Source organism: Streptomyces sp. NPDC039465 (assembly GCF_055639315.1).
The window spans coordinates 423515-445028 of sequence record NZ_JBVKAP010000002.1 but is presented as its reverse complement, the minus strand read 5'-3'; the positions used below and the strand labels follow the sequence as shown (position 1 = coordinate 445028).

At 72.9% G+C, this 21514-nt stretch carries 16 protein-coding genes; 10 read left to right on the top strand and 6 right to left on the bottom strand.

The features are described from left to right. The first annotated feature begins 65 nt into the window (after nt 1-65). Nucleotides 66-971, top strand: coding sequence for a hypothetical protein (locus ACZ7LT_RS08185; protein ID WP_471235167.1), 906 nt, complete (start codon nt 66-68; stop codon nt 969-971). A 10-nt stretch (nt 972-981) separates the two neighbouring features. Here ACZ7LT_RS08185 and ACZ7LT_RS08180 read toward each other — a convergent pair whose 3' ends face one another. After that, nucleotides 982-2241, bottom strand: a complete 1260-nt coding sequence (locus ACZ7LT_RS08180) for a serine hydrolase domain-containing protein (RefSeq protein ID WP_471235166.1) — start codon at nt 2239-2241, stop codon at nt 982-984. Nucleotides 2242-2429: 188 nt separating this feature from the next. Between ACZ7LT_RS08180 and ACZ7LT_RS08175 the strand changes: the two genes are divergently transcribed. Beyond that, nucleotides 2430-7052, top strand: a complete 4623-nt coding sequence (locus tag ACZ7LT_RS08175) for a hypothetical protein (protein ID WP_471235165.1) — start codon at nt 2430-2432, stop codon at nt 7050-7052. A 72-nt stretch (nt 7053-7124) separates the two neighbouring features. Here the strand turns inward: ACZ7LT_RS08175 and ACZ7LT_RS08170 are convergent, their stop codons facing one another. Beyond that, nucleotides 7125-9935: an alpha/beta hydrolase gene (locus ACZ7LT_RS08170; protein WP_471235164.1), complete on the bottom strand. Its 2811-nt coding sequence runs from the start codon at nt 9933-9935 to the stop codon at nt 7125-7127. A 294-nt stretch (nt 9936-10229) separates the two neighbouring features. On the opposite strand from ACZ7LT_RS08170, the gene ACZ7LT_RS08165 reads away from it, so the two are divergent. Beyond that, complete coding sequence (locus tag ACZ7LT_RS08165) at nt 10230-11543, top strand: phytase (protein ID WP_471235163.1); 1314 nt, start codon at nt 10230-10232, stop codon at nt 11541-11543. Nucleotides 11544-11597: 54 nt separating this feature from the next. On the opposite strand, the gene ACZ7LT_RS08160 is transcribed toward ACZ7LT_RS08165, so the two are convergent. After that, nucleotides 11598-12611, bottom strand: coding sequence for an alpha/beta hydrolase (locus tag ACZ7LT_RS08160; RefSeq protein WP_471235162.1), 1014 nt, complete (start codon nt 12609-12611; stop codon nt 11598-11600). Between the two features lie 67 nt (nt 12612-12678). Next, nucleotides 12679-13047 carry a DoxX family protein gene (locus ACZ7LT_RS08155; protein WP_471235161.1) on the bottom strand — a complete coding sequence of 123 codons (369 nt, stop codon included), beginning with the start codon at nt 13045-13047 and terminating at the stop codon, nt 12679-12681. Between the two features lie 6 nt (nt 13048-13053). Between ACZ7LT_RS08155 and ACZ7LT_RS08150 the strand changes: the two genes are divergently transcribed. The 5 genes from ACZ7LT_RS08150 (at nt 13054) to ACZ7LT_RS08130 (ending at nt 18658) form a co-directional block, all read left to right on the top strand. Beyond that, nucleotides 13054-13827 carry a helix-turn-helix domain-containing protein gene (locus ACZ7LT_RS08150; protein ID WP_471235160.1) on the top strand — a complete coding sequence of 258 codons (774 nt, stop codon included), beginning with the start codon at nt 13054-13056 and terminating at the stop codon, nt 13825-13827. A 52-nt stretch (nt 13828-13879) separates the two neighbouring features. Beyond that, nucleotides 13880-15325, top strand: coding sequence for a glyceraldehyde-3-phosphate dehydrogenase (locus ACZ7LT_RS08145; RefSeq protein WP_471235159.1), 1446 nt, complete (start codon nt 13880-13882; stop codon nt 15323-15325). Nucleotides 15326-15477: 152 nt separating this feature from the next. Further along, the gene (locus ACZ7LT_RS08140) at nt 15478-16575 is read left to right on the top strand and encodes a substrate-binding domain-containing protein (protein ID WP_471235158.1); all 1098 of its coding nucleotides are present in this window, start codon (nt 15478-15480) and stop codon (nt 16573-16575) included. 32 nt (nt 16576-16607) lie between these two features. Further along, nucleotides 16608-17387, top strand: a complete 780-nt coding sequence (locus ACZ7LT_RS08135) for an ATP-binding cassette domain-containing protein (protein ID WP_471235157.1) — start codon at nt 16608-16610, stop codon at nt 17385-17387. After that, nucleotides 17384-18658 carry a sugar ABC transporter permease gene (locus ACZ7LT_RS08130; RefSeq protein WP_471235156.1) on the top strand — a complete coding sequence of 425 codons (1275 nt, stop codon included), beginning with the start codon at nt 17384-17386 and terminating at the stop codon, nt 18656-18658. The genes ACZ7LT_RS08135 and ACZ7LT_RS08130 overlap by 4 nt, the downstream gene beginning before the upstream one ends. A 13-nt stretch (nt 18659-18671) precedes the next feature. On the opposite strand, the gene ACZ7LT_RS08125 is transcribed toward ACZ7LT_RS08130, so the two are convergent. Then, nucleotides 18672-19895 (bottom strand): GDSL-type esterase/lipase family protein, encoded by a 1224-nt coding sequence (locus ACZ7LT_RS08125; RefSeq protein ID WP_471235155.1) that lies wholly within the window; start codon nt 19893-19895, stop codon nt 18672-18674. 186 nt (nt 19896-20081) lie between these two features. Between ACZ7LT_RS08125 and ACZ7LT_RS08120 the strand changes: the two genes are divergently transcribed. Together ACZ7LT_RS08120 and ACZ7LT_RS08115 are read left to right on the top strand one after the other, a co-directional pair. Then, nucleotides 20082-20507: an ATP-binding protein gene (locus ACZ7LT_RS08120; RefSeq protein ID WP_471235154.1), complete on the top strand. Its 426-nt coding sequence runs from the start codon at nt 20082-20084 to the stop codon at nt 20505-20507. 101 nt (nt 20508-20608) lie between these two features. Beyond that, complete coding sequence (locus tag ACZ7LT_RS08115) at nt 20609-20950, top strand: hypothetical protein (protein WP_471235153.1); 342 nt, start codon at nt 20609-20611, stop codon at nt 20948-20950. A gap of 42 nt (nt 20951-20992) precedes the next feature. Here the strand turns inward: ACZ7LT_RS08115 and ACZ7LT_RS08110 are convergent, their stop codons facing one another. Beyond that, a complete protein-coding gene (locus ACZ7LT_RS08110) occupies nt 20993-21466 on the bottom strand; it encodes an STAS domain-containing protein (protein WP_471235152.1) in 474 nt (157 codons plus the stop codon). Nucleotides 21467-21514: the final 48 nt, after the last annotated feature.

Here is a 21514-nt window from a genome sequence, read left to right as displayed (position 1 = left end):
TGCGGCCGCGGTGTTCCCTGGCGCGGGGCCGCGAGGGATGCTGGCATCGGAAGGTGGTGGGGCCCATGACCGAGAAGATCGTGATCAAGGTGGGCGGGCTCGGCGGCTACGGCTCGGACGTGGAGCCGGGGACGTTCCACGAGTACTACCACGTGGACGGGCTCTCCGGCAGCAGCGAGAGCCTCGGCCGGAGCGCCGTCGAGGGCACCGAGGAGGAGCGACAGCAGTGGGAGGCGGCCGGCCGGGAGTTCGGTGCCGCCGTTCTCGACGCGTCCCGCAGGCTCCGGCGGGTCGAGCGCCGGCGGCGGTGGCTGCCCGGCGCGCGGCGGAGAGTGGAGCGGGCCAGGGAGGCGTACCGCGAGCGCATCGACCGCGCCACCGAGGCGTACCGTCCGGTGCGCGAGGAGATTGAACGCCGACTCGCCTGGCACCGGGCCGAACGCGAGCGCCGGGAGGAGGAACTCCGGGTCTGGCGGCGCGAGAACGACGCACGCCAGGCGCGCTACCGCGCGGTGGGCGAGCGAAGCGTGTGGGGCTGGCTGGTGACCGGGGAGGGCGACAGCGCCCAGGTCACCGTCTTCCGCCACGACATCCCCGCCGAACTGCCGTCCGGCGAGCGGCGCTCCGAGCAGCCCCTGGACGCGCGCGAGCTGGAGTCGGCCCTCCTGGAGCTGGCCCGGGAGGGCGTGACCACCATCGCCTGGGAGGAGGGCGCGCGCGACGCGGTAGTGGCCGAGTGCGCCGCCTTCGACGACCTCGCGTCGTTCGGCGTCTGGTGGAGCCTTGTCACCCGGCGGTACTGGCGCAGCCCCCAGGAGCCGCCCGAGCCGCGTCCGGAACGGCGGAGCACACCGCCCGGCGTATCCCCCGGCACCTCCCACCACAGCAGCCACGGAGACAGCGGCCACGGTGGGGGCGACTACGGCGGAGGGGGATACTCGGGCGGCGGCTTCAGCTTCGGCGGCTACTGACCGCCGGGCATCAGCGGGAGTTGCGCTCCGGCAGGTCCGCCTCGGCGGGCAGGGCGGTCGCCAGACCGCGCGCCTTCGCCGCCGGGGCGGGCTTCTTCCCGCAGAACGCCGCCTCCAGCGTCCCGCCGAGGGCCGTGTTCGCCTGGCCACGGTTCGAGGTGTTCGCCATGGCCGCCAGGCTGCGGCCGCCGTCCCGGGTGGCGAAGGCGTACGTGTAGTAGCCCTGCACGGTGCCCGTGTGGCCGTACACCGACGTACCGCACGTCAGGTCGTAGCGCCGCAGCCCAAGACCGTAGAAGCGGGTGTTGGTGGCGTCGGTCGGGGCCATCGTGAGCATCGCGTTCAGCATCGGGGCGCGCAGCAGCTTGCCCCCGAGCAGCGCCGACATGAAGGTGTTCAGATCGGCCGGGTTCGAGATCATCGCCCCGGCGGACTGGCCCCACGACAGCGTCTGCTGCGTGGAGTCGACCAGCGGCGCACCGGCCTCGTCCGGGTGCAGGTAGCCGCGGATGTAGCTGCCCTTGATCTTCGTGCTGGGGTGCACGTACGAGGTGTTCGTCAACCCCAGCGGCGTGATGATGCGGCGCTCGTACTCCTCGGCCACCTTGTTCCCGGTGGCCTTCTCGATGAGCATGCCGACCACCACGAAGTTGGTGTTCGAGTACTTGTACGCGGCGCCCGGCTGCGTCGTCCTCGGCTCCTTCAGCGAGAGGTTCACCAGCTCCTGGTAGGTGAAGACCCGCTTGCGCACGGCCTCGAAGCCGGGCACGGTCTGGGCGAACATCGCCTCCGTGTAGTCCGCGAGACCGCTGCGGTGGGTGAGCAGATGGCGCACGGTGATCCGGTCGTCCGGCAGCAGACCGGGCAGGTAGCGGTTGACCGGGGCGTCCAGCTGGATCTTGCCCTCGTCGACCAGCTGCAACAGCGTGACCGCGGAGAACGTCTTGGTGACGCTGCCGATCCGGAAGCGGGCCTTCGTGCTCATCGCCGCACCGGTGGTTCTGTTGCGGACGCCCGCCGTTCTTGTCTTCACCCCCTCGGGGCCGGTGAGCCGGGCCATGGCGCCCGGCGCGCCGGCGGCGGTGGTGTTCTTCAACGCCTGGAGCACGGCGTCGAGATCGGGGGCGTTCTGCCCGGCCGCGGGCGCGGCCACGGCCTCGGCAGGGCGTGCGGCGGGCGCGGCATGGGCGGCGGTGGCCGGGACCACACCGGCGACGGCGGAGAGCAGGGCGGCGCCGACGGCGAGGCGTCGGTTGAGGGACAGGGGCACGTGGCTCCTCGGCTTGTGTGTGGCAAGAGACTGAACAGGTGCGTGACCACGACGTCGTGCAACGGCCCCACGACGTCATGTGATCACGAGCCTACGGACCAGGACGGACAATCAGGCGGCACCGTTCCCTCCGGATCGACGCGCCACCGGCCGGAGCGTTGTCAGCGGGCCGTGCCAGGATCGACCGCATGAACATCCAGGTCCCCCTGCCCGCCGACCCCAGCACCTCGACCGTGTACACCGATTGGGTACGGGCCTACGAGCCCGGCGCCGAGAGCGCCGCGCACCAGCTCGCCGAGGAGGTGCGCACCGGCCTCCCGTCCGCGTACCGCAAGCCGGGGCGCTTCCTCGACGGTCTGGAACGGCGGGTCCGGGACCTTCCCGCCACCCATCTGCCGTGGTTCTGGGACACGGTGGGGCACCGGCTCTGCGCCTGGCACGCACGGTACGCCGGCCGGGCCTACGCCCTGGCCCGCGCGGCCGAGAGGGCGCACGCCCTGCCCGTCGACACCGCCTGGCACCGGGCCAACGTGCTGCTGTTCGCCCGCGCGGGGGCCCTGCCCGCCAAGGAACTGAGCGGCCATCAGCGGTGGCTGGCCGGTGTCCTGGACCCGGCCGAGGCCCACGAGGAGTTCATGGCCGTCCTGATGGCCTGGGGCGCCTCCCCGGGGGAGCTTCCGGCCGACCTGGCGCGGCGCGTACGGGCATCGGCGCGCGCCGCGGGTCTTGACGAGGCGGAGGACGCCCGGCTGCTGGCCCAGCTGGTCGGCGCGGCGCGGGGGAAGGCGGTGCCCGACACCCTCCTCGACGCGGTCGCCGCCCTCCTTGCCCGCCATCCGCAGGGCGACGACGCGCACGCCCCGCTGATCGACCTGTTCCCCGACTCGAGGAACGACGCGGCGGCCTGGCTGCGGCTCCTCCTGCGGTCCGGCGCGGCCGACGCCGTGGCCGCCGGGCGGGTCACCCCGGACGGCGGCCTCGCCGGCTGGCTCGGCCGCTACACGCGCGCGTACTCCCACCGCCCGGTGGCGGGCGGCGGCGTGATCCGGCAGCCGATGCCGCCGGAACTCTTCGAGCTGGTGGCGCGGTTCGCGCCGCGGCTGCGCGCGGCCGGCACACCCGTGACCCTGCACGAGGACCGCTATCGCTGGCCGGGCCTGGACGCCGATCTGCTGGACGCCTGCCTCGCCGACGGCATCGCGGTGCACGACCCCGGCGACGCGATCGGGCTGTCGTTCTGGGGCGAGCGCTCGCGGCGCGACCTCAAGGCCCTCGCGGCCGACCCGGTGTTCGGGCGGCGGCTGGAAGGGACGGTCCACGCCGCGCTGCGCGGCGGCGGCACGGCCATCACCCGGCTGCCGGAGAACGCGGGCATCGCCGCCGAGGTGCACACCCGGATCGAGTCCCTGCTCGGCGCCCTGCGCGGCGGCGGGCTCGCGGCCGCCGACGAGGCCGTGGACGAGCTGACGGAGCTGCTCGACCGGCCCACCGCCACGGCTCTGGTCGGGATCGAGGAGGCGCTCGCCGCGCTGGACCTGACCGGTCCGCTGGCGCGCGCCCTACGGGCCGGGCTGCCGGAAGAGCTGGGCTGGCCCGCCCTGGACGCGGCGCTGGCCGGCTTCGGCCCGGCCGGTGCCCTCGGCATGACGTCCACATGGCCGGTCCTGACCGTCTACGGAGCCGACCGGGCCGTCGCCGTCGACCACGCCGGGGTGCGCGGCTCCTGCGCGTTCCAGGTGCCCGACGACGCCACGATGCACACAGTCCACTACGTGGGCGGGCAGTTCATGGTGAGCTGGACGACGGCCGACCGCGGCTCCTACGCCGAGCTGGCCTTCTGGAGCGACCGCCCGGACGACGTCTTCACACCCGAGCGGACGGGCGGCGTGCGGCCCTACCGGGGCATCATCGACGGCGGCCTCGGCTTCCACTTCGAGACCACGGACGGCGGCGGCCGGCACGACGGGCAGCGGGTGCTGCGGCCAGGTGGCCGCGAGGGCATCGGCCACCACGAACTCCAGATGAGCGACGGCGGACGGTTCTGGAGCTCCGAGGTCTTCGCCTCGCGCGACGACTGGGCGCGCGTCGACCCGGTGACGGGGGAGCGCGGCGACGACCGCACCCTCCCCGAGTTCCACCGCACCGGCCAGGTCCCCGACGGCATGGCCGTCTTCGGCGACCAGCTCACCCTGGCCGCGCTGCCGCCCGGCGCGCCCGCCTCGCCGCTGGGCCAGGACGGACGCCTCGTCGGCTGCCGCGTCCTGTACCGCACGCCGTACGCGGGACCCTCGCCGACCGACTTCCTGCTGGAGGGCATCGACGGGCGCCGCGGCAGGTTCCGCTCCACCCGCCCCGGGCGGCGGCCCTGGGGCATCGTCCGCATGCCGCTGGACGGCGAGGAAGGGGTCCTCGTCGACGAGGACAACATCCGCTGCCACGCCGTGGCGGACGGCTCCCTGCTGTGGGAGGCACAGGGCCACCTCGGCCGGAGCCGCGGCGGCGACCGGCCCTCCGGCCACACCGTCGGAGCCATGGTGCCGCCCGCCTTCTGGCACTTCCTCGCCCCGCGCGACGAGACCGCCTCCAAGGCCCTGCGGGCCGTCGGCGACGACACGGTACGCGCACTCCTGGCCGCCGCCCTCGCGGACGGGGCCGGTACGGAAGCGGAGGCGGAGAGCATCCGGCTCCTGCCGGAGGTGACCGAACCGCGCGTCACGGAGGGCGTGCTGCGCGCCGCGCGGCTCGCCGCCGACGTCCTGCGGCGCCGCCAGGAGCTGTCCCGGCGCGTCGGCATCATGCGGGCGGGCCCCACGGTGACCCTCGGCGCCCCCGTGCCGGACACCGTCCTCGTCCCGGCCCTGTCCGGACTGCTGCCCCAACTGCCCGCGTACGCCACTCATGCCGCCCAGCCGCACCCCGCGACCCTGACGGCCGTGGCGGCCGACGGCCGCCATCTGCGCGGCGAGATCGACGACGAGACCCGGCGGCTGGCCCTGCCCGCCGCACCCGCCGAGTGGACCGCGCTGGTCGGCCGGATCGACGCGGTGGCCTGGCGGGCCGCCGTCGAGACCACCCCCGTCGAGGAACAGGCCGCCCTCGCCGCGCTGCTGGAGACCTGGAGCGGGCAGCCGTTCGCCGAGCCCGGCGGCCGATGGCGCCAGGGCCGGGCGCCCGAACGGTCGCTCGCCGACTGCCGGGCCGCCGGACTGCTCCTGGCCTCGGGCGGCGAACGCGCCGGGACGGCGCCGTTCCTCCAGCCGGCGGACGACGAGGCGCCCGCCGAGGCCGAGGCGTGCGAGACGTACACCCTGACGCGTGACGACGCCGCCCGGCTGCCCCGGCTGCTGGACCTGGTGGCCCGGCAAGGACCCCTCGCCGCCCCACCCGAGGCGCTCGCCGTCTTCTCCCGGCGCACGGGAGTCCGGCGCTCCGTCGCGGCGCTGGCGCTCGGCGGCCTGCCCAGCCGGGCGCGGCAGGACGACCACCAGAAGATGCTCAGCTCGGCGCCGTACAAGGCGAACAAAACCGCCGCCCGGGAGTACGACTCCTTCTGCCACCGGCTCGGCCCGGCGGGCCGCCGCGCGGTGCTCGCGGCGGGCATGCCCGAGGACCCGGCCGAGCTGTGGGCGGCCGACGGCATGACGGCGGCGGCCGCCCGGATGGCGGAGGCGTGGGCCGACCTGCTCGGCGCGACCCCGTACGTCGACGAGGAACTGGCCGACGCCCTGGAAACCGGCCTCGGGCTCCATGACGGCTGGGCGCGGACCCTGACCGGCGGCCCGGACACCCCCGGAGGCGTGGCGCTCCCCGACGGCGGATACGTCCTGCTCGGACGGCGGACCGGCGGGCTCGAACTGCGCCATGCCGAGCCCGACGGCACGGCCGGCCGGTGGGTCGCCCGGGACCGGCCGCCCCACCTGGACCTCGCCTCCGCCGTGGCCTGGGCGCTCACCGAACGGCCCGTCGGCGACCCGGCGGTGGCGGGGGCGACGGCGCTGTACGAGCGGCTGCGGGCCCACCTGGGCGCGCCCGGGACGCTGATCCCCCTCGGCTGGCACCACCGGCTGGCGCGGGCCGTGCCCGACGACCCGTCCTTCGTGCCGTACGAAGGAGCGGTCCTGCCCTGCCCGGAGCCGCTGTTCCGGGAGGAGACCGTGGAGAGCGTGGCCTACGACGACGGGCTGTTCGTCGTCGGCGTCCCCGGCGCCGACGTCTTCCTGCGGCCCTCCGGTCTCGCCGACCCGGCCCGGCCGGCGCGAGCGGAACGGCTCTGCCGTGAACTGGGCCTGGGCGAGCTGCTGGAGGCGGTGCGCCGGATCCAGGCCGTGTACGACGGCGGGCTCGCCCGGATGGTCGCGCGCGTGGCCACCACCCCGGTGCCGCCGGGCGGATACGAACTGAACCCGGCCCTGAGCGTCCCGGAGCTGGTTGGCGAGGTCGCGGCCGCCCTCAGGGTCGGCGCGGACGCCGCCGCCCTCTACCTCCAGCTGCTGGCGCTCGCGCGGCCCACCGACCAGAACGTCCGCCGCTGGAACGGCTGGACGGCCGCCCGGTACAAGGCCGCCCAGGCCGAGCTGGTCGCCGCCGGGGCGGTGGAGACCGGCCGGCGGGCGAGGGCCGGCCGGTCGGTGTTCGTCCCCGGCGACTGGACCGACCTCAAAGCCCCCCATCTGCCCCTGGAGAGCGCCAAACTCGCCGCGCATCTGGCCGCGGCCGACGGGAAGGAGGCTCAGGGGCCGTTCAGCCGGCTGCTGCCGCCGCTTCCGCCGCACGAACTGTTCGCCCGGGCCTGGTCCGACGCCCGCACCTGACCGGTCCCTGGCCATGGAAAAGGGGCGTGACGTCAGCGACGTCACGCCCCTATGCCCTACATCCCTGCGCCCCTACGAGGCGTTGCGCACCGTACCGGTGACCACGGGGCCCTCCACCGGCTCCCACGACTCGTCGTAGGTGATCAGCCGCATCCGCAGCGACTCCTCCGGCTCGCTCAGCGTGTCCGTGACCGTGGGCACGCTCACTTCGGCCCCCGCCTTACCGGCCGGGACGTAGACCGAGAGGTGCGGCTCCTGAACCACCTTGGACAGCGGCCGGGCCGGGCTCGGCGAACCACCGAAGTGCTCCTCCAGCCAGCTCTTCGGCACGTCCTTGGTGGACAGCTCCTTGCCGCCGGTGACCGGCAGCAGGAGGAAGCCCATCTGAAGATCCGTGTCGGCGGTCTCGGAGAGCGACACCCGCCACTTCAGGCTCTTGCCCTCGGTGACCCGGTCCGCGACCGGTGTCACCGTGACCTTCGGCATCGGGTCGTCGTTCTGCGCGGTCACACCGCCCAGATGCGCGCCGATGACCGCGCCGCGTACCGCCTTGACGAACACGTTCCGTGCGACGTCCGAGCCGTAGCGGGTGTTGCCCTTCACCTTCACCGGCACGTCGATCGCCGAGGCGCCGGCGCCCACCGTCACCAGGCGGGACGTCGTCGTCGTCGAACCCGGCTCGGCGACGAACAGCCGGACCTGGCCCGTGCCCGGACCGGAGACCTTCACCGGGACGCGGTAGGTCCGCACGCCCGAGTCGCCCTCCTTGACCGTCAGCCGGCCGATGTCGATCCGCGGCAGCGCGGCCGGCCGCACGACCGGGGTGCCGGGGCGCCAGCCCCAGGCGTCCATCAGCCACGCCTGCCCCGAACGGCTGCGCGGCGTCAGCTCGAGCGCCGTCACCTTCTTCAGGTCGAGCCCGGCCCGTACGGCCTCGGCCAGCGGGACACGTATCTCACGCCCCCAAAGGGACGTGGTCCGCTCGCTGCCCGGCAGTCCGTCGATGGTGGCCCGGCCGAGCGTGGCGCGCTTGCCCGCGGCGTCGGTCAGCGCGATGTCCAGCTTCGTTCCGGTGGTGTTGGGCGGCACGAACACCCGCAGGGCGAGCGCCTTCGACCCGGCGAGGGAGACCGGCCCGGCGGGCGTGACCCGGGTCGCGGAACCCGCCCGAGTCCAGCGCATCGCGACCGCGTACCGGCCCGGCTCCGGCGTCGTCTCCCAGGTGGCGAAGTGCGGCGACGAGCCGGCGTTCCCCTCGCCCGGCAGACAGCCGGCGGGCCCCTCGGGATCCACCTGCGCGCACAGCCGGCCGCCGGTCACCTTGACCGAGTCGTCCGGCACGAACGCGGGCGTGCGGTGCCCGCCGACGGCGTGGGTGAGGACCCGCGCGGGGCCGGCGGACGGCGCGCGCAGGTTCGAGCCGTCCAGGAGGGGACGGACCCGGTCGTCACCGGCGACGAACAGCCGCGCCGCCGCGGCGATGTAGGTGGAGCCCGCCTTCTGCTGCTGGGCGGCGGTCAGCCGGGTCTTCGTACCCGGCGAGCACACCGGGTCCGGGTCCTCGCCGGTGTAGAAGTCGTCGTCGGCCGGGGCCTCGGCCTGGCCCGGCGTCCACTCGCTGTTGAAGAAGTTGTGGTTGGCGCCGACCATGTAGACCGCGCTGTGCAGGGCGGCGCCCCGGCTGACCCCGCGCGTACCGTCGACGTAGATCTGGCCCTGCAGGTCGGACACATCGCCGTCGCAGCCCGGGAGCAGGGTCATGGACGGCACGTCCGGCACGGGATTCTGGCCGAAGATGGTGGGGCCGATGAGGACCGTGCCGCGGATCTTCCAGCGCACCTTGCCGCGGTAGCCGTCCTGGTCGGCCGGCGCCTTGGTGAGGCTGTCGAGCGCCGCCCGGTTGACGCCCTCGCCGCCCCGCGAGTGCCCGACGAGCAGCACCTTCGACAGGTCGGCGGGCGACGCGGCGCGTACGGCCGCCGGAGCCTTGGCCGGGTCGGCGGCCCAGTCGGCCCAGCGGGCCAGATGCAGGCGCACCAGCGACGAACGGGCCTGCGCACCGGCGTCGTCGGCGGAGTGGTCCTGCGCGTTGATCCCGTTGGCGGAGATGGACACGGTCACATAGCCCTGGGAGGCCAGCAGCTTCTGGTCGTGCAGATAACCCCGGTGGCTCGGCACCGCCTTCGTACCGGGCTTGCAGGGCCACTCGCCGCCCTGCGAACCCTCGGCGTCGTAGCAGGTGTAGTGCCGGCCGTGCAGGAACAGCGCCAGCGGCCGGGGGCCCGTGGCCCCGGTGGGAGCCACGACGGAGGCGCGCATCTCCACCGGAGCGGAGAAGCCGGGCAGCCGTACGTCGTCGAGGGTGTACTCGCCGCTGGTGGTGCGGTACGTGCCCGGGAGGCCCGGGTCGACCGAATGGGCGGGCAGCTCGGCCGCCGGCGCCACCGGCGCCTTGGCGCGGCCGCGCCGGTCGGCGGCGTCCTGCGCCCCGGCCGCGTCGAGCCGGCGGCCCCCGGCCAGCACCCGCAGGTCCGACGACGGCCCCACGCGGGCGCCGTCGAGCGTCAGCCGGAACGTCCGCCCGTCCTTGGCGGCCTCCGGCCGCCCGAGCAGGGTGTCCCCGGCGTAGAACTCGACCCGGGCGTCCCCCATCGGCACGGGTCGGGGTGCCTGCCACACCAACTGGGGCCCGGCGTCCGTGCCGGTGATCCGCCAGCCTTCCGGGAGGCGGTCGTCGGGGCTTCCCGGTGGTACGGCCGACAGCGGGCCGGCGGCCGGCTGCGCGGGCGCCGACTGCGGCGACGCGTACGCCAGTCCGGGCGCCCCCGCCGCCAGCGCGAGCACCGCCGTGGCGGTGGTCGCCATGCGCGGGACACGGATCAAGGTGGTCCTCCTTGTGGTCGGTCACAACCGCCCCGGAAGATCTCCGAGGCTTCCCCCGACCCCGGGAGACGGCAACGGACGCCGGTGGGTTGCCTCTTCACGCAGATCACGGAGTTCCCGTCAGATCCGGGGGCAGTTCCCGCCGGCCTCGCTATCGTCTCAAACCCCGTCCACTGCACCGGAGTTCACGAGACGCACCCATCCCGGCCTCCCGTCAGCGGTGCGTGATTCATCTGACCCCCGCACGCTCGGCGCCGACTGACCGTCATGACCCTGACATAGGAGTCCGTCTCCGTGACCCTGCATCGTCACGCCCGTCGCGCCGCCCTCGTCCTGGGCGCTGCCTCCGCGGTCCTCGCCACCACCCTGGTCGCGCCCGCGCACGCACACCTCCGTACGGCCCGTACGCTGCCCGCCGTCACCCCGACGTCCGAGACCGCGCCGCTCTTCGACGACGAGGAGGGCGGCGCCGCCGACGCGGACGACCCCGCGATCTGGCGCAACGAGGCCGACCCCGCGCGCAGTCTGGTGATCGCCACCGCCAAGGAAGGGGGACTGCGGGTCTACGGCCTGGCCGCCGAGCAGCTGCAGGCCGTGCCCGCCCCCGCCGGTCCGGGGCCGGACGACGCCCCGGGACGCTTCAACAGCGTCGACCTCGTGCCGCGGATGGCCCTGTCCGGCGGACGTGCGGACATCGCGGTCGTCACCGACCGCGGCAACGACCGCCTGCGGTTCTACCGCATCGACCGCGACCGGCCGCAGGGGCCGCTCACCGACGTCACCGCCCCGGCCGCCCCGCCCGTCTTCTCCAAGGACCAGGCCGAGATCAACGAACAGCGCACCGCCTACGGCCTGGCCACCTGGACGGACCGTGCCACGCGCCGCTCCTACGCGCTGGTCAGCCGCCGCCACGAGACCGCCGTCGCACTGCTCGAACTGACCGCCGGGGCCGGCGGCACGGTCGGCTACCGCACGGTCCGTACGCTCACCCTGCCGTCGTCCTTCCGGCTCCCCGACGGCACCTCCTGGACGCCGTGCGCCGAGCCGGGCGAGCTCCCCCAGGTCGAGGGCATGGTCGTCGACCCGGCCAACGGCATGCTCTACGCCGGCCAGGAGGACGTCGGCATCTGGCGGGTGCGCGCCGACCTCACCTCCCGGCCGACACTGATCGACAAGGTCCGTGAGTACGGCGTGCCGACGGTGTACGACGAGCAGTCCGAGGAGTGTGCCGCGGGCGCCGACCCGGGCTTCGGGGGCCGCCGGCTCTCGGCCGACGTGGAGGGCCTGACGCTGATCGAGGAGCCCGACGGCGACGGCTACCTGATGGCGTCCAGCCAGGGCGACAACACCTTCGCCTTCTACGACCGTGAGACCGGCGACGCCAACGAGTACGAGGCGGGCCTGCGCATCACGGGCCGCTCCGGTGGTCCCGACGGTTCCGAGGAGTGCGACGGCGCCGCGGCGCTCAACCAGCCGCTGGGTCCGCACTACCCTCGGGGGCTGCTCGTCGTCCAGGACGGCCACGACACCCCGGACGACGGCGAACGCACCGCCACCGGCTTCAAGTTCGTGGACCTCGGCCGGGTGCTGGACCGGATCGAGGACTGATCCCCGCCGCGGGCCGGGCGGCGAACCCCGCCGCCCGGCCCACGGCTCCGTGCCTCAGCGGCACAGGCGCGCCACGAGCTCCAGCTCGTCGGCGAACTCCCTCGGGTCGCGGGGGCCGAGGTGCGTGGCGGCCAGCGACCGTACCCGGAAGCGGTTGCGCGGGGTCAGTTCGTCGGCCTCGCGGATCATGAGGTCCTGGAGCGCCGGCGGGATCGCCCGGTCCTTGGTGAAGCGCAGATACGTCCGGGGGACCCGTCCCCAGCGCTCCGGCCGCGCGCTCGCGTCGCTGGTCGGGAGCGCGGCCGACTCGTCCGGCTCCAGCAGGTTGAGCTGCATGCGCACCTCCGCGTCCGGCCAGTCGGCGGCGAGGGCCTCCTTGGCCGCCGCGAACAGCGCCGGGTCTCCGGAGCGCCAGTTGACCCGGTTGACACCGAGCCCCGGGACGGTCCGCACCGGGGGGATCCTGAAGAGCGCGCTGGTCAGCCCCTCCGGCGTCGTCATCAGGGACATGAGGGTGCTGTGCTTGGGGGTGGGGCAGTACGCCGACGCGTACACGAGGTGGGAGATGAGCTCCGGGACCTCGTCGGCGACGCGGTTGAGGGTCGCTCCGCCCATGCTCTGCCCGACCAGGATGACCGGCCCCACGCGGTGGGCCCGCCGGACGACCGCGGTCACATGCGCGGCGAAGTCCGCCAGCGTCACCTTGGCGAGGGGAGACGGCTCCGACGTCAGCGCCTGAAGGTCCTGCGTCTGGTACGAGACCGGGAGGTAGGCCCCCGCGCCGTGCCCGGGCAGGTCGACCGCGATCGCACGGTGACCGCGCAGGCCGAGCTCCGCCAACAGCGGTGCGTAGGCGTAGGAATTCCCGGTCGAACCGTGCACGATGACGAAGGTCGGCGCGCCTCGCCGCCGCCCCTCGGCGTGCGCCACGCCCGCTCCGGCCCCGCCGACGGTCACGGCGCCCGCGCCCGCGACGGCCGCCCGCAGCATCCCGCGCCGGGACCGCCCCGTACCGTCGGTGGCGCCACCCACAACGCCTGTGCGATTCATGCCACTTGTGTCAGTCATGGTTGGACCTTAGGTCGAGGTTTCGGCAGAGATCATTTGATCTCGGCCACATCAGGAATGAGAACGATCACAAAAGACCCACCGCGACCGCCCAGCCGGTGTATCCGAGGTTGACCACCACCCTCAGGACCGCGCCGAACGGCCGCCCCAGCACACTGGGATGGTCGCGGCGGGCGTGGCGCAGGGCGTCGAGGTGGGAGAGCTGGTACGCGCAGACGAGTCCGGCGGCCGACCAGGCCGCGGCCGCGCGGCAGGCGGGGATCAGCACCAGCACGCCGATCACGATCTCGGCGGCCCCGCCGACCGCGACCAGCGGCCCGGCCCGGTGCCGCAGCCGGCGCGGCACCAGGGAGCGGTAGAAGCCGGGGAACACGAAGTGCGTGATCCCCACGGTCGCGAAGAACACCGCCAAGGCGACGGCGGGGAGGGAGTCCATGGAGTGATGGTCGATCCGGCCGGCGCCTGGGCGCTTGAACAGAACGATCGTCGCGTCGTCTTCGCGACCGACGCGCGGATGACGCTCTTCGCCGAGTCCGGCGCATCCCGTACCGCCCGCCACCAGCACCCGGTGTGGAAGGTGGTGCTGCCGCTCGGCGGCCACGCGGTGCTCGACCGGCCGGGCCACCGCCCGCTCAGCGCGGCCGGACTGATCGTGCCGCCGCAGCTCGCCCACACCTGCGCGGCGACGTCCGCGTACACCGTCCTGTTCGTCGACGCCTGGCGCCTGCGGCCCGGTCCCGGCGTGGCCCCGCTCGACGCCGCCGCGGTACGGCGCCTGCTCGCGGCCCTCGGCCCGACCGGCGCCGACGGGGCCGATCTGGCCGCCGCTCAGGCCGAACTGCTCACCCTCACCACGGCCGCCCCCGCGCTCGATGCCCGAGTGGCCCACGCCCTACGGGAGATCGGCCGCCCCGGTCACGACACCCCGCTGGCCGCCGTCGCCGCCGAGGTGGGTCTGTCGCCGGTGCGGCTGCGCGCCCTGGTCCGCGCGTCGGTGGGCGTCCCGCTCGTACGGCTGCGGCAGTGGGGGCGGCTCCGTGGCGCCATCACCGCCCTGCCCCACGGGTCCGTGGCGTCCGCCGCGGCCGCGGCGGGCTTCGCCGACCAGGCTCATCTGGCGCGCGCCGCCCGCGATCTGCTCGGCCGGACGCCGTCGTCCCTCGTCACACCACGGGTCGGCGGGCCGGCACGGTCGGCGGAGGGGGCCTTGGGATGATCAAAAACGGTCGGGTTAGCATATGAGCACCGCCTAGCTCGAAAGTGGAACTGTGACTGTCAACGAGGACTCGTTCACAAACTGGAAGAACCGCGAAGAGATCGCGGAGTCGATGATCCCCATCATCGGGAAGCTGCACCGGGAGCTGGACGTCACGGTCCTGCTGCACAGCCGCTCCATGGTGAACAAGTCGGTCGTCAGCATCCTCAAGACCCACCGCTTCGCCCGCCAGATCGCCGGCGAGGAGCTCTCGGTCACCGAGACGATGCCGTTCCTGAAGGCCCTCACCACCCTTGATCTCGGTCCCTCCCAGATCGACATCGGCATGCTCGCCGCCACCTACAAGGCCGACGACCGCGGTCTGACGGTGGAGGAGTTCACCGCCGAGGCCGTCGCCGGTGCCACGGGTGCCAACAAGATCGAGCGCCGTGAGTCGCGCGACGTCGTCCTCTACGGCTTCGGCCGCATCGGCCGGCTCGTCGCCCGCCTGCTGATCGAGAAGGCCGGCTCCGGAAACGGTCTGCGCCTGCGCGCCATCGTCGTCCGCGGCGGCGGGGACCAGGATCTGGTCAAGCGCGCCTCGCTGCTGCGCCGCGACTCGATCCACGGCCAGTTCCAGGGCACGATCACCGTCGACGAGGCGACCAGCACGATCTTCGCCAACGGCAACGCGATCAAGGTGATCTACGCCAACGACCCGTCCGAGGTCGACTACACGGCGTACGGCATCAAGAACGCCATCCTCATCGACAACACCGGCAAGTGGCGCGACCGCGAGGGCCTCTCGAAGCACCTGCGCCCCGGCATCGACAAGGTCGTCCTGACCGCCCCGGGCAAGGGCGACGTCCCGAACATCGTCCACGGCGTCAACCACGACACGATCAAGCCGGACGAGCAGATCCTGTCCTGCGCCTCCTGCACCACCAACGCGATCGTCCCGCCGCTGAAGGCCATGGACGACGAGTACGGCGTGCTGCGCGGCCACGTGGAGACCGTCCACTCGTTCACCAACGACCAGAACCTGCTGGACAACTACCACAAGGCCGACCGTCGCGGCCGTTCCGCGCCGCTCAACATGGTCATCACCGAGACCGGTGCCGCCTCGGCCGTCGCCAAGGCGCTGCCCGACCTCAAGGCGCCGATCACCGGCAGCTCGATCCGCGTCCCCGTCCCGGACGTCTCGATCGCCATCCTGAGCCTGCGCCTGGGCCGCGAGACCACCCGCGACGAGGTCCTCGAGTACCTCCGCGACGTCTCGCTGCACTCGCCGCTCAAGCGCCAGATCGACTTCACCACCGCCCCCGACGCCGTCTCCATGGACTTCGTCGGCTCGCGCCACGCCTCGATCGTCGACGCGGGCGCCACCAAGGTGGACGGCGACAACGCGATCCTCTACCTCTGGTACGACAACGAGTTCGGCTACTCGTGCCAGGTCATCCGGGTCGTCCAGCACGTCTCCGGGGTGGAGTACCCGACCTACCCGGCCCCGCTTGCCTGATCCGGCGAGCCGGACCCAGCCGCACCGAAGGCGCCTGATCTGGACGAAAGTCCAGGTCAGGCGCCTTTTTGCGTCCTGCCGAAGATCCGCTGGCTTGCCGGTCGGCGACGTGAGGCTAATGTCGTATATAGGCCAAATGTAAGGAGTCTCCCATGACCCGTACAGTGCGGGGCGTGACAGCCCTGGCCGGAGTCGTGGCCCTGTCCCTGGGGGCGGTGGCGACGAGTGGAGCGGCCCAGCCGGGTGCGGGCGAGGCGCAGTCGGCCCAGAACGAGATCAGGATCGGACTGCTGCTGCCGGAGAGCAAGACCACGCGGTACGAGAAGTTCGACCGGCCGTACATCGAGCAGAAGATCAAGGAGCTCGCGCCGGAGGCGCAGATCGACTACTACAACGCGGCCGAGAGCCCCACGACCCAGCAACAGCAGGTCAACACCGCCCTCGCCAAGGGCGACAAGGTGCTCATCCTGGACGCCGTGGACGCCAAGTCGATCCAGTCCTCCGTGCAGAAGGCCCATGACGCGGGTGTGAAGGTCGTGGCCTACGACCGGCTCGCGCAGGGCCCCGTCGACGCCTACGTCTCGTACGACAACCGCAAGGTAGGCGAGTTGCAGGGCCAGGCCCTGCTCGACGCGCTCGGTGACAAGGCCGAAAGCGGCCAGATCGTGATGCACAACGGTTCCCCGACCGACCCCAACGCCGCCGAGTTCAAGGCCGGCGCCCACTCCGTCCTCGACGGCAAGGTGAAGATCGGCAAGGAGTACGACACCCCGAACTGGGACCCGAACAACGCCAACCAGCAGATGTCGGGCGCCATCAGCGCACTGGGCAAGGACAACATCGTCGGCGTCTACTCGGCCAACGACGGCCTGGCCGCCGGCATCGCCACCGCCCTCAAGGCGGCCGGCATGAACGTGCCGCTGACCGGCCAGGACGCCCAGCTCGACGCGATCCAGCGGATCCTCCTCGGCACCCAGACGATCACGATCGAGAAGCCGTACAAGCCGGAGGCCGACATCGCGGCCACCATGGCCGTCAACCTCGCCGAGGGCAAGGAACTGCCCGACTCCCTGACGCCCACCACCGTCACCAGCGGCAGCGGCCAGAAGGTCCCCGCCACGCTGCTGACCCCGGTCGTCGTCAACAAGGACAACATCAAGGACACGGTCGTCAAGGACGGTCTGTACACGGTCCAGGAGATCTGCACTCCCACGTACGCCAGTGCCTGCAAGGAGGCCGGTCTCCAGTAGCTGCGGGCGGCCGAGCGGAGGAGGCGGTTTCGTTGCCGGAAACACCTGTGCTCACCCTGCGGGGCATCTCCAAGCGGTTCGGCGCCGTCCAGGCGCTGTCCGGCTTCGACCTCGAGGTCCACTCCGGCGAGGTCGTCGCCCTCGTCGGGGACAACGGCGCCGGCAAGTCCACCGCCGTCAAGGCCATCGCCGGGGTGAACCCGCCGGACGAGGGTGTCATCGAATGGGAGGGCCGCCCGGTCAGCATCAACCGGCCCCATGACGCCCAGAACCTCGGCATCGCCACCGTCTACCAGGACCTCGCCCTCTGCGACAACCTGGACGTGGTCGCCAACCTCTTCCTCGGCCGCGAACTGCGCCGGTTCGGCGTGCTCGACGAGGTCCGGATGGACAAGCGCTCGCGCCAGCTGCTCGACACCCTGTCCATCCGCATCCCCAGCGTCCGTATCCCCGTGGCCTCCCTCTCCGGCGGCCAGCGCCAGACCGTGGCGATCGCCCGCTCACTGATCGGCGAACCGAAGGTCGTCATCCTGGACGAGCCCACGGCCGCCCTGGGCGTGGAGCAGACCGCCGAAGTCCTCGACCTCGTCGAGCGGCTCCGCGACCGCGGCCTCGGCACCATCCTGATCAGCCACAACATGGTGGACGTGATGGCGGTCGCGGACCGGATCGCGGTCATGCGCCTCGGCCGGAACAACGGCTTCTTCGACAGACGCGCCACCACCACCGAGGAGATCATCTCCGCCATCACCGGCGCCACCGAGAGCGCCGTCACCCGCCGCCAGGCCCGCAAGCGGGAGGAGGAGCGATGAGCCGAGACCGAGACCCGGACGCCTCCGCCCAGGAACCGGCACCCGACGCCGTACCCGCCGTCGACACCCGGCTGCTCGTCCGGGAGGAGGGGGTGCGGGGGTACCTTACGGAGTTCCGGCGCAAGATGCGCAGCGGCGAGCTGGGATCCCTGCCCGTCGTCATCGCCGTGATCATCATCTGGACGGTCTTCGGCAGCCTGGACAGCACGTTCCTCTCGGCCCAGAACCTCTCCGACCTCAGCCAGCAGATCGTCGGCACCGGCATGATCGCCGTCGGGATCGTCTTCGTCCTGCTGCTCGGCGAGATCGACCTCTCCGTCGGATCGGTCAGCGGCCTGTGCGCCGCCCTCTTCGCCGTGCTCAACGTCCTCAACGGCATGAACGAATGGCTTGCGCTGCTGGTCGCGCTGGCGGGCGGAGCCGCCGTCGGACTCATCCATGGCTTCTTCTTCGCCAAGGTCGGCGTGCCCGCCTTCGTCGTCACCCTCGCCGGCAACCTCGCCTGGAACGGCCTCATGCTCCAGGTCCTCGGCACCAGCGGCACGGTCAACATCCCCGGCGAAAGCATCGTCTCCAAGCTGTACTCGACCATCTTCGACAGCCCTGCCGCCGCCTATCTGACCGCGGCCGTCGGCGTCGGCCTGTTCCTGGCCGCCTCACTCCTCGACGCCCGGCGCCGGCAGGCGGCCCGGGTGCCGTTCCGGCCGGTCGCCGAGATCGTGCTGCGTACGGTCGTCATCGCCGCGATCGCCTTCGCCGCCGCGTACATCCTCAACGAGTACCGGGGCCTCCCGCTGGCGCTCCTGATCTTCCTGATCCTGCTGGTGGTGCTCGACTTCGTACTGCGCCGCACCACCTACGGCCGGCAGATCTTCGCCGTCGGCGGCAACATCGAGGGCGCGCGCCGGGCCGGTATCAGCGTGCCGTTCATCCGGATGACCGTCTTCATGGTCGCCGGCACCATGGCCGCGGCGGGTGGCATCTTCCTCGCCGGACAGATCCAGTCCGCGAGCCAGACCTCCGGCGGCGGCAACCTCCTGATGAACGTCATCGCCGCCGCCGTCATCGGCGGCACGAGCCTCTTCGGCGGGCGCGGCTCGGTCTGGTCCGCGCTGCTCGGCGCCCTGGTGATCGGCTCCATCCAGTCCGGCATGAACATCATGGGCGTCAGCAACGCCGTCCAGTTCATGATCACCGGATCGGTGCTGCTCGCCGCGGTCGTCGTCGACTCGCTGTCCCGCCGGACGCAGAAGGCGGCGGGACGCGCCTGACCTCCGCCAGGCCTCAGCCGTGCGCGGCGGCGAAGGGACCGCCGGCGCGGAAGGCCAGCTGGGCGAAGCGTTCGCCGATACGGCGATGCGTGGCGGCGTCCGGGTGGATCTGATCGGGCAGCGGCAGCTCGGCGAAGTCCGCCTCGCCGTAGAGCTCGCGGCCGTCCAGATAGTGCAGATGCGGATCGTCGGCCGCGCGCCGCTCCACGATGCGGGAGAGCTCGTCCCGGATGACGCCCAGGGTCAGCTTCCCCGCGGCGCGCTCCGCCGGATCGCCCGCCGCCCGGAACGCCAACTTCCCGGCGCCGAGGCCGCTGTAGTCCGGAACGCTGGGGCCGGGGGTGTCTTCGTGGATGGGGCACAGCACGGGCGAGACCACCAGCAGAGGAGCGTTGGGGTGACCCTCCCGGATCGTGTCGAGGAAGCCGTGCACCGCCGGGACGAACGCACGCAGCCGCATCAGATCGGTGTTGACCAGATTGAGGCCGATCTTGACGCTGATCAGGTCCGCGGGGGTGTCGCGCAGCGCGCGGGCGGTGAACGGGTCGAGCAGCGCACTGCCGCCCAGGCCCAGATTGATCAGTTCCACGCCGCCGGCCGAGGCGGCCAGCGCGGGCCAGGTCGTCGCGGCGCTCTCGGCGTTGGAGCCATGGCTGAGCGAACTGCCGTGGTGCAGCCACACCTTGCGGCCCCCCGGCGGGACGGCCTCGACGGGGGCGTCGGTGCGCAGGGCGACCAGCTGGGTGATCTCGTTGTACGGCAGCCAGACCTCCACATCCTTCACCCCGCCGGGCAGAGCGGGGAAGCGGACCGTGCCCACCGGCCCGGGCCGCGTCTCGGCGCGGCCGGTGGCCATGTCCACGGTCAGGACGGTGCCGCCCGGGGCGCTCGCCCTCCCCGCCGGACGACCGTCGACCAGCAGGTCGTACACCCCGTCGGGCCGGGGCGGGGCGCCCTTGTAGACCGTCTTGGTGGGCAGCACGTCCAGCTCGACAGCGGTGGCGCGGGTACGGAAGACCAGCCGGACGCCGGAGGGTTGCGCCTCCGCCATGGCCAGCTGCCCGTCCGGGCTCTGCGCACGGGCCCGGGCGGGCAGCCGGTGCGGCAGCACGCCGTACGCGGTCCGCTCAAGCTCCAGGGCGCCGCGCAGCAGATCGGCCGTGACGGGCGTGGCGATCCAGTCCGTCGGCGGGGGCGCGGGGGAGGAGCCGGGGATGTCGTCGTACGGGTCGTCCATACGACCCAGGCTGTCAAAGATGATTGCCGATCCGCACACGATTTTCCGTCCACCGCCGCCCTGGCCCCCCGGACAACCTCTTTGGCCGAAGCCGCACGGTGCGTAGTCCTCCTGCGACAGGGAAGGCGCAGGGCGTTGCCGAACGGGCATCCGTGCGGCGCCGTGAGCAGAGGCGAGGAGGGTGTCATGACGACCGGGCCGCTGAGCGAGAACGGCAACTGGATCTGCCCCGAGGCCACCGAGGGGCTCATCGCTCACTTCGAGGGAGACCTCGGCGATGTCACCGATGCGCGGCTGGCCGCCGGGCTCTGCCTCGACAGCCTCGCGCACCACGATCCTCCGGCGAGCCCGGAAAGCCGGGGCGACATCCTGCTGGTGATCACGGAGCTCGCCGCCGCCGCTGTACGGTGCGCGCCCGGCCCGTTCACCGTACGGATGCGCCGGACGTTCGACGGGGTGCACGTGGCGGTGGGAGGCACCCGCCCCGCACTGCCCCGGCCCGCGCGTCACCTGGACGGACTCGGCCGGCAGATCGTCCGGTCGCTGTCGCGGCAGGTCAGCGTGTTACGCGATCCGGGCGGGCAGGAGATCCACGCATTATTGCCATGGTGAGGGTCCGGCGGGTGGCCGGTCCGCGCCGTACGGGCGCGCCGGGCGCCGCGCCGGACATCAAGGCACGACGCCGGCACGCCGGCGGAAGGGAAGACGGACAAGTGACCAGGAACAAGCGGCAAGGCCGGCAATGGATCGGCGTCCGGACGTACGGGGACGTGGACGGGGCGCTCAGCGGCCTGGCGGAACGGACGGAGGGCAGTGCGCAGTTCTCGGCGGGCGAGGCGGCCGCCTTGCAGTGGGCTCTGGGACGCGGCGACCGCGCGCCGGTCACCGGCGCGGACGTCCCCGGCCGCCCCGATCTGCAGGTGCTGACCGCCGAGGTCGACGCGGCGGTCGTCCAGCTGGAGGACCCCACCACCCCGGCGGGCGGCCGTGACTACCTGAACGGTGTGCACGGCGCCCTGGCCTGGGTCTGCGGCCACAGCGACCAGATCGACTGAGCGCCCGACGGGCCGGGGCAGGCGCCCCGGCACCGCACGTCGTCACCCCGTCAGCGCGTCCGGCCGGAGCCTCGGTTCACTCCGAGGCGTACCGACCTGTGCCACACCGGGAGCCGGTTCGGCCGCCCCACCCTTCGGCCCCGGGCGCGAAGGGTGCCCGGCCGTGGCGTCCGCGGCGTTCAGCAGCCGCTGCACGCAGGACGACCGGGCGGTCAGGTGGAGCAGACACCCCCGCCGTTCCCACCCTCGCAGGGCGTTGAGCAGGCCTGAGTCGCAGAAGGTGACGCGGGAGGCCTCCAGGACGAGGACGGTGTAGCCGTCGCCGGCCGCGGAAGTGAGTATCGCCCGCAGGGGGGCGGCGCTGTAATGGTCGATCTCGCCGGTCAGATGGACGACCAGGGTCGTGTCACCGAGGCTGGTGCATGAGTGGACGACTATGTCGCTTGGCGCGTTGTCCGCGCCGGTGTTGTGCGGGGTCGAGCTGGTCAGTATCGGGCTGGTGCTTGAGGTACTCACATGCTCATCAACGGCCCTCACTCCGGGGCAGGGAACGAGCCACGCGGG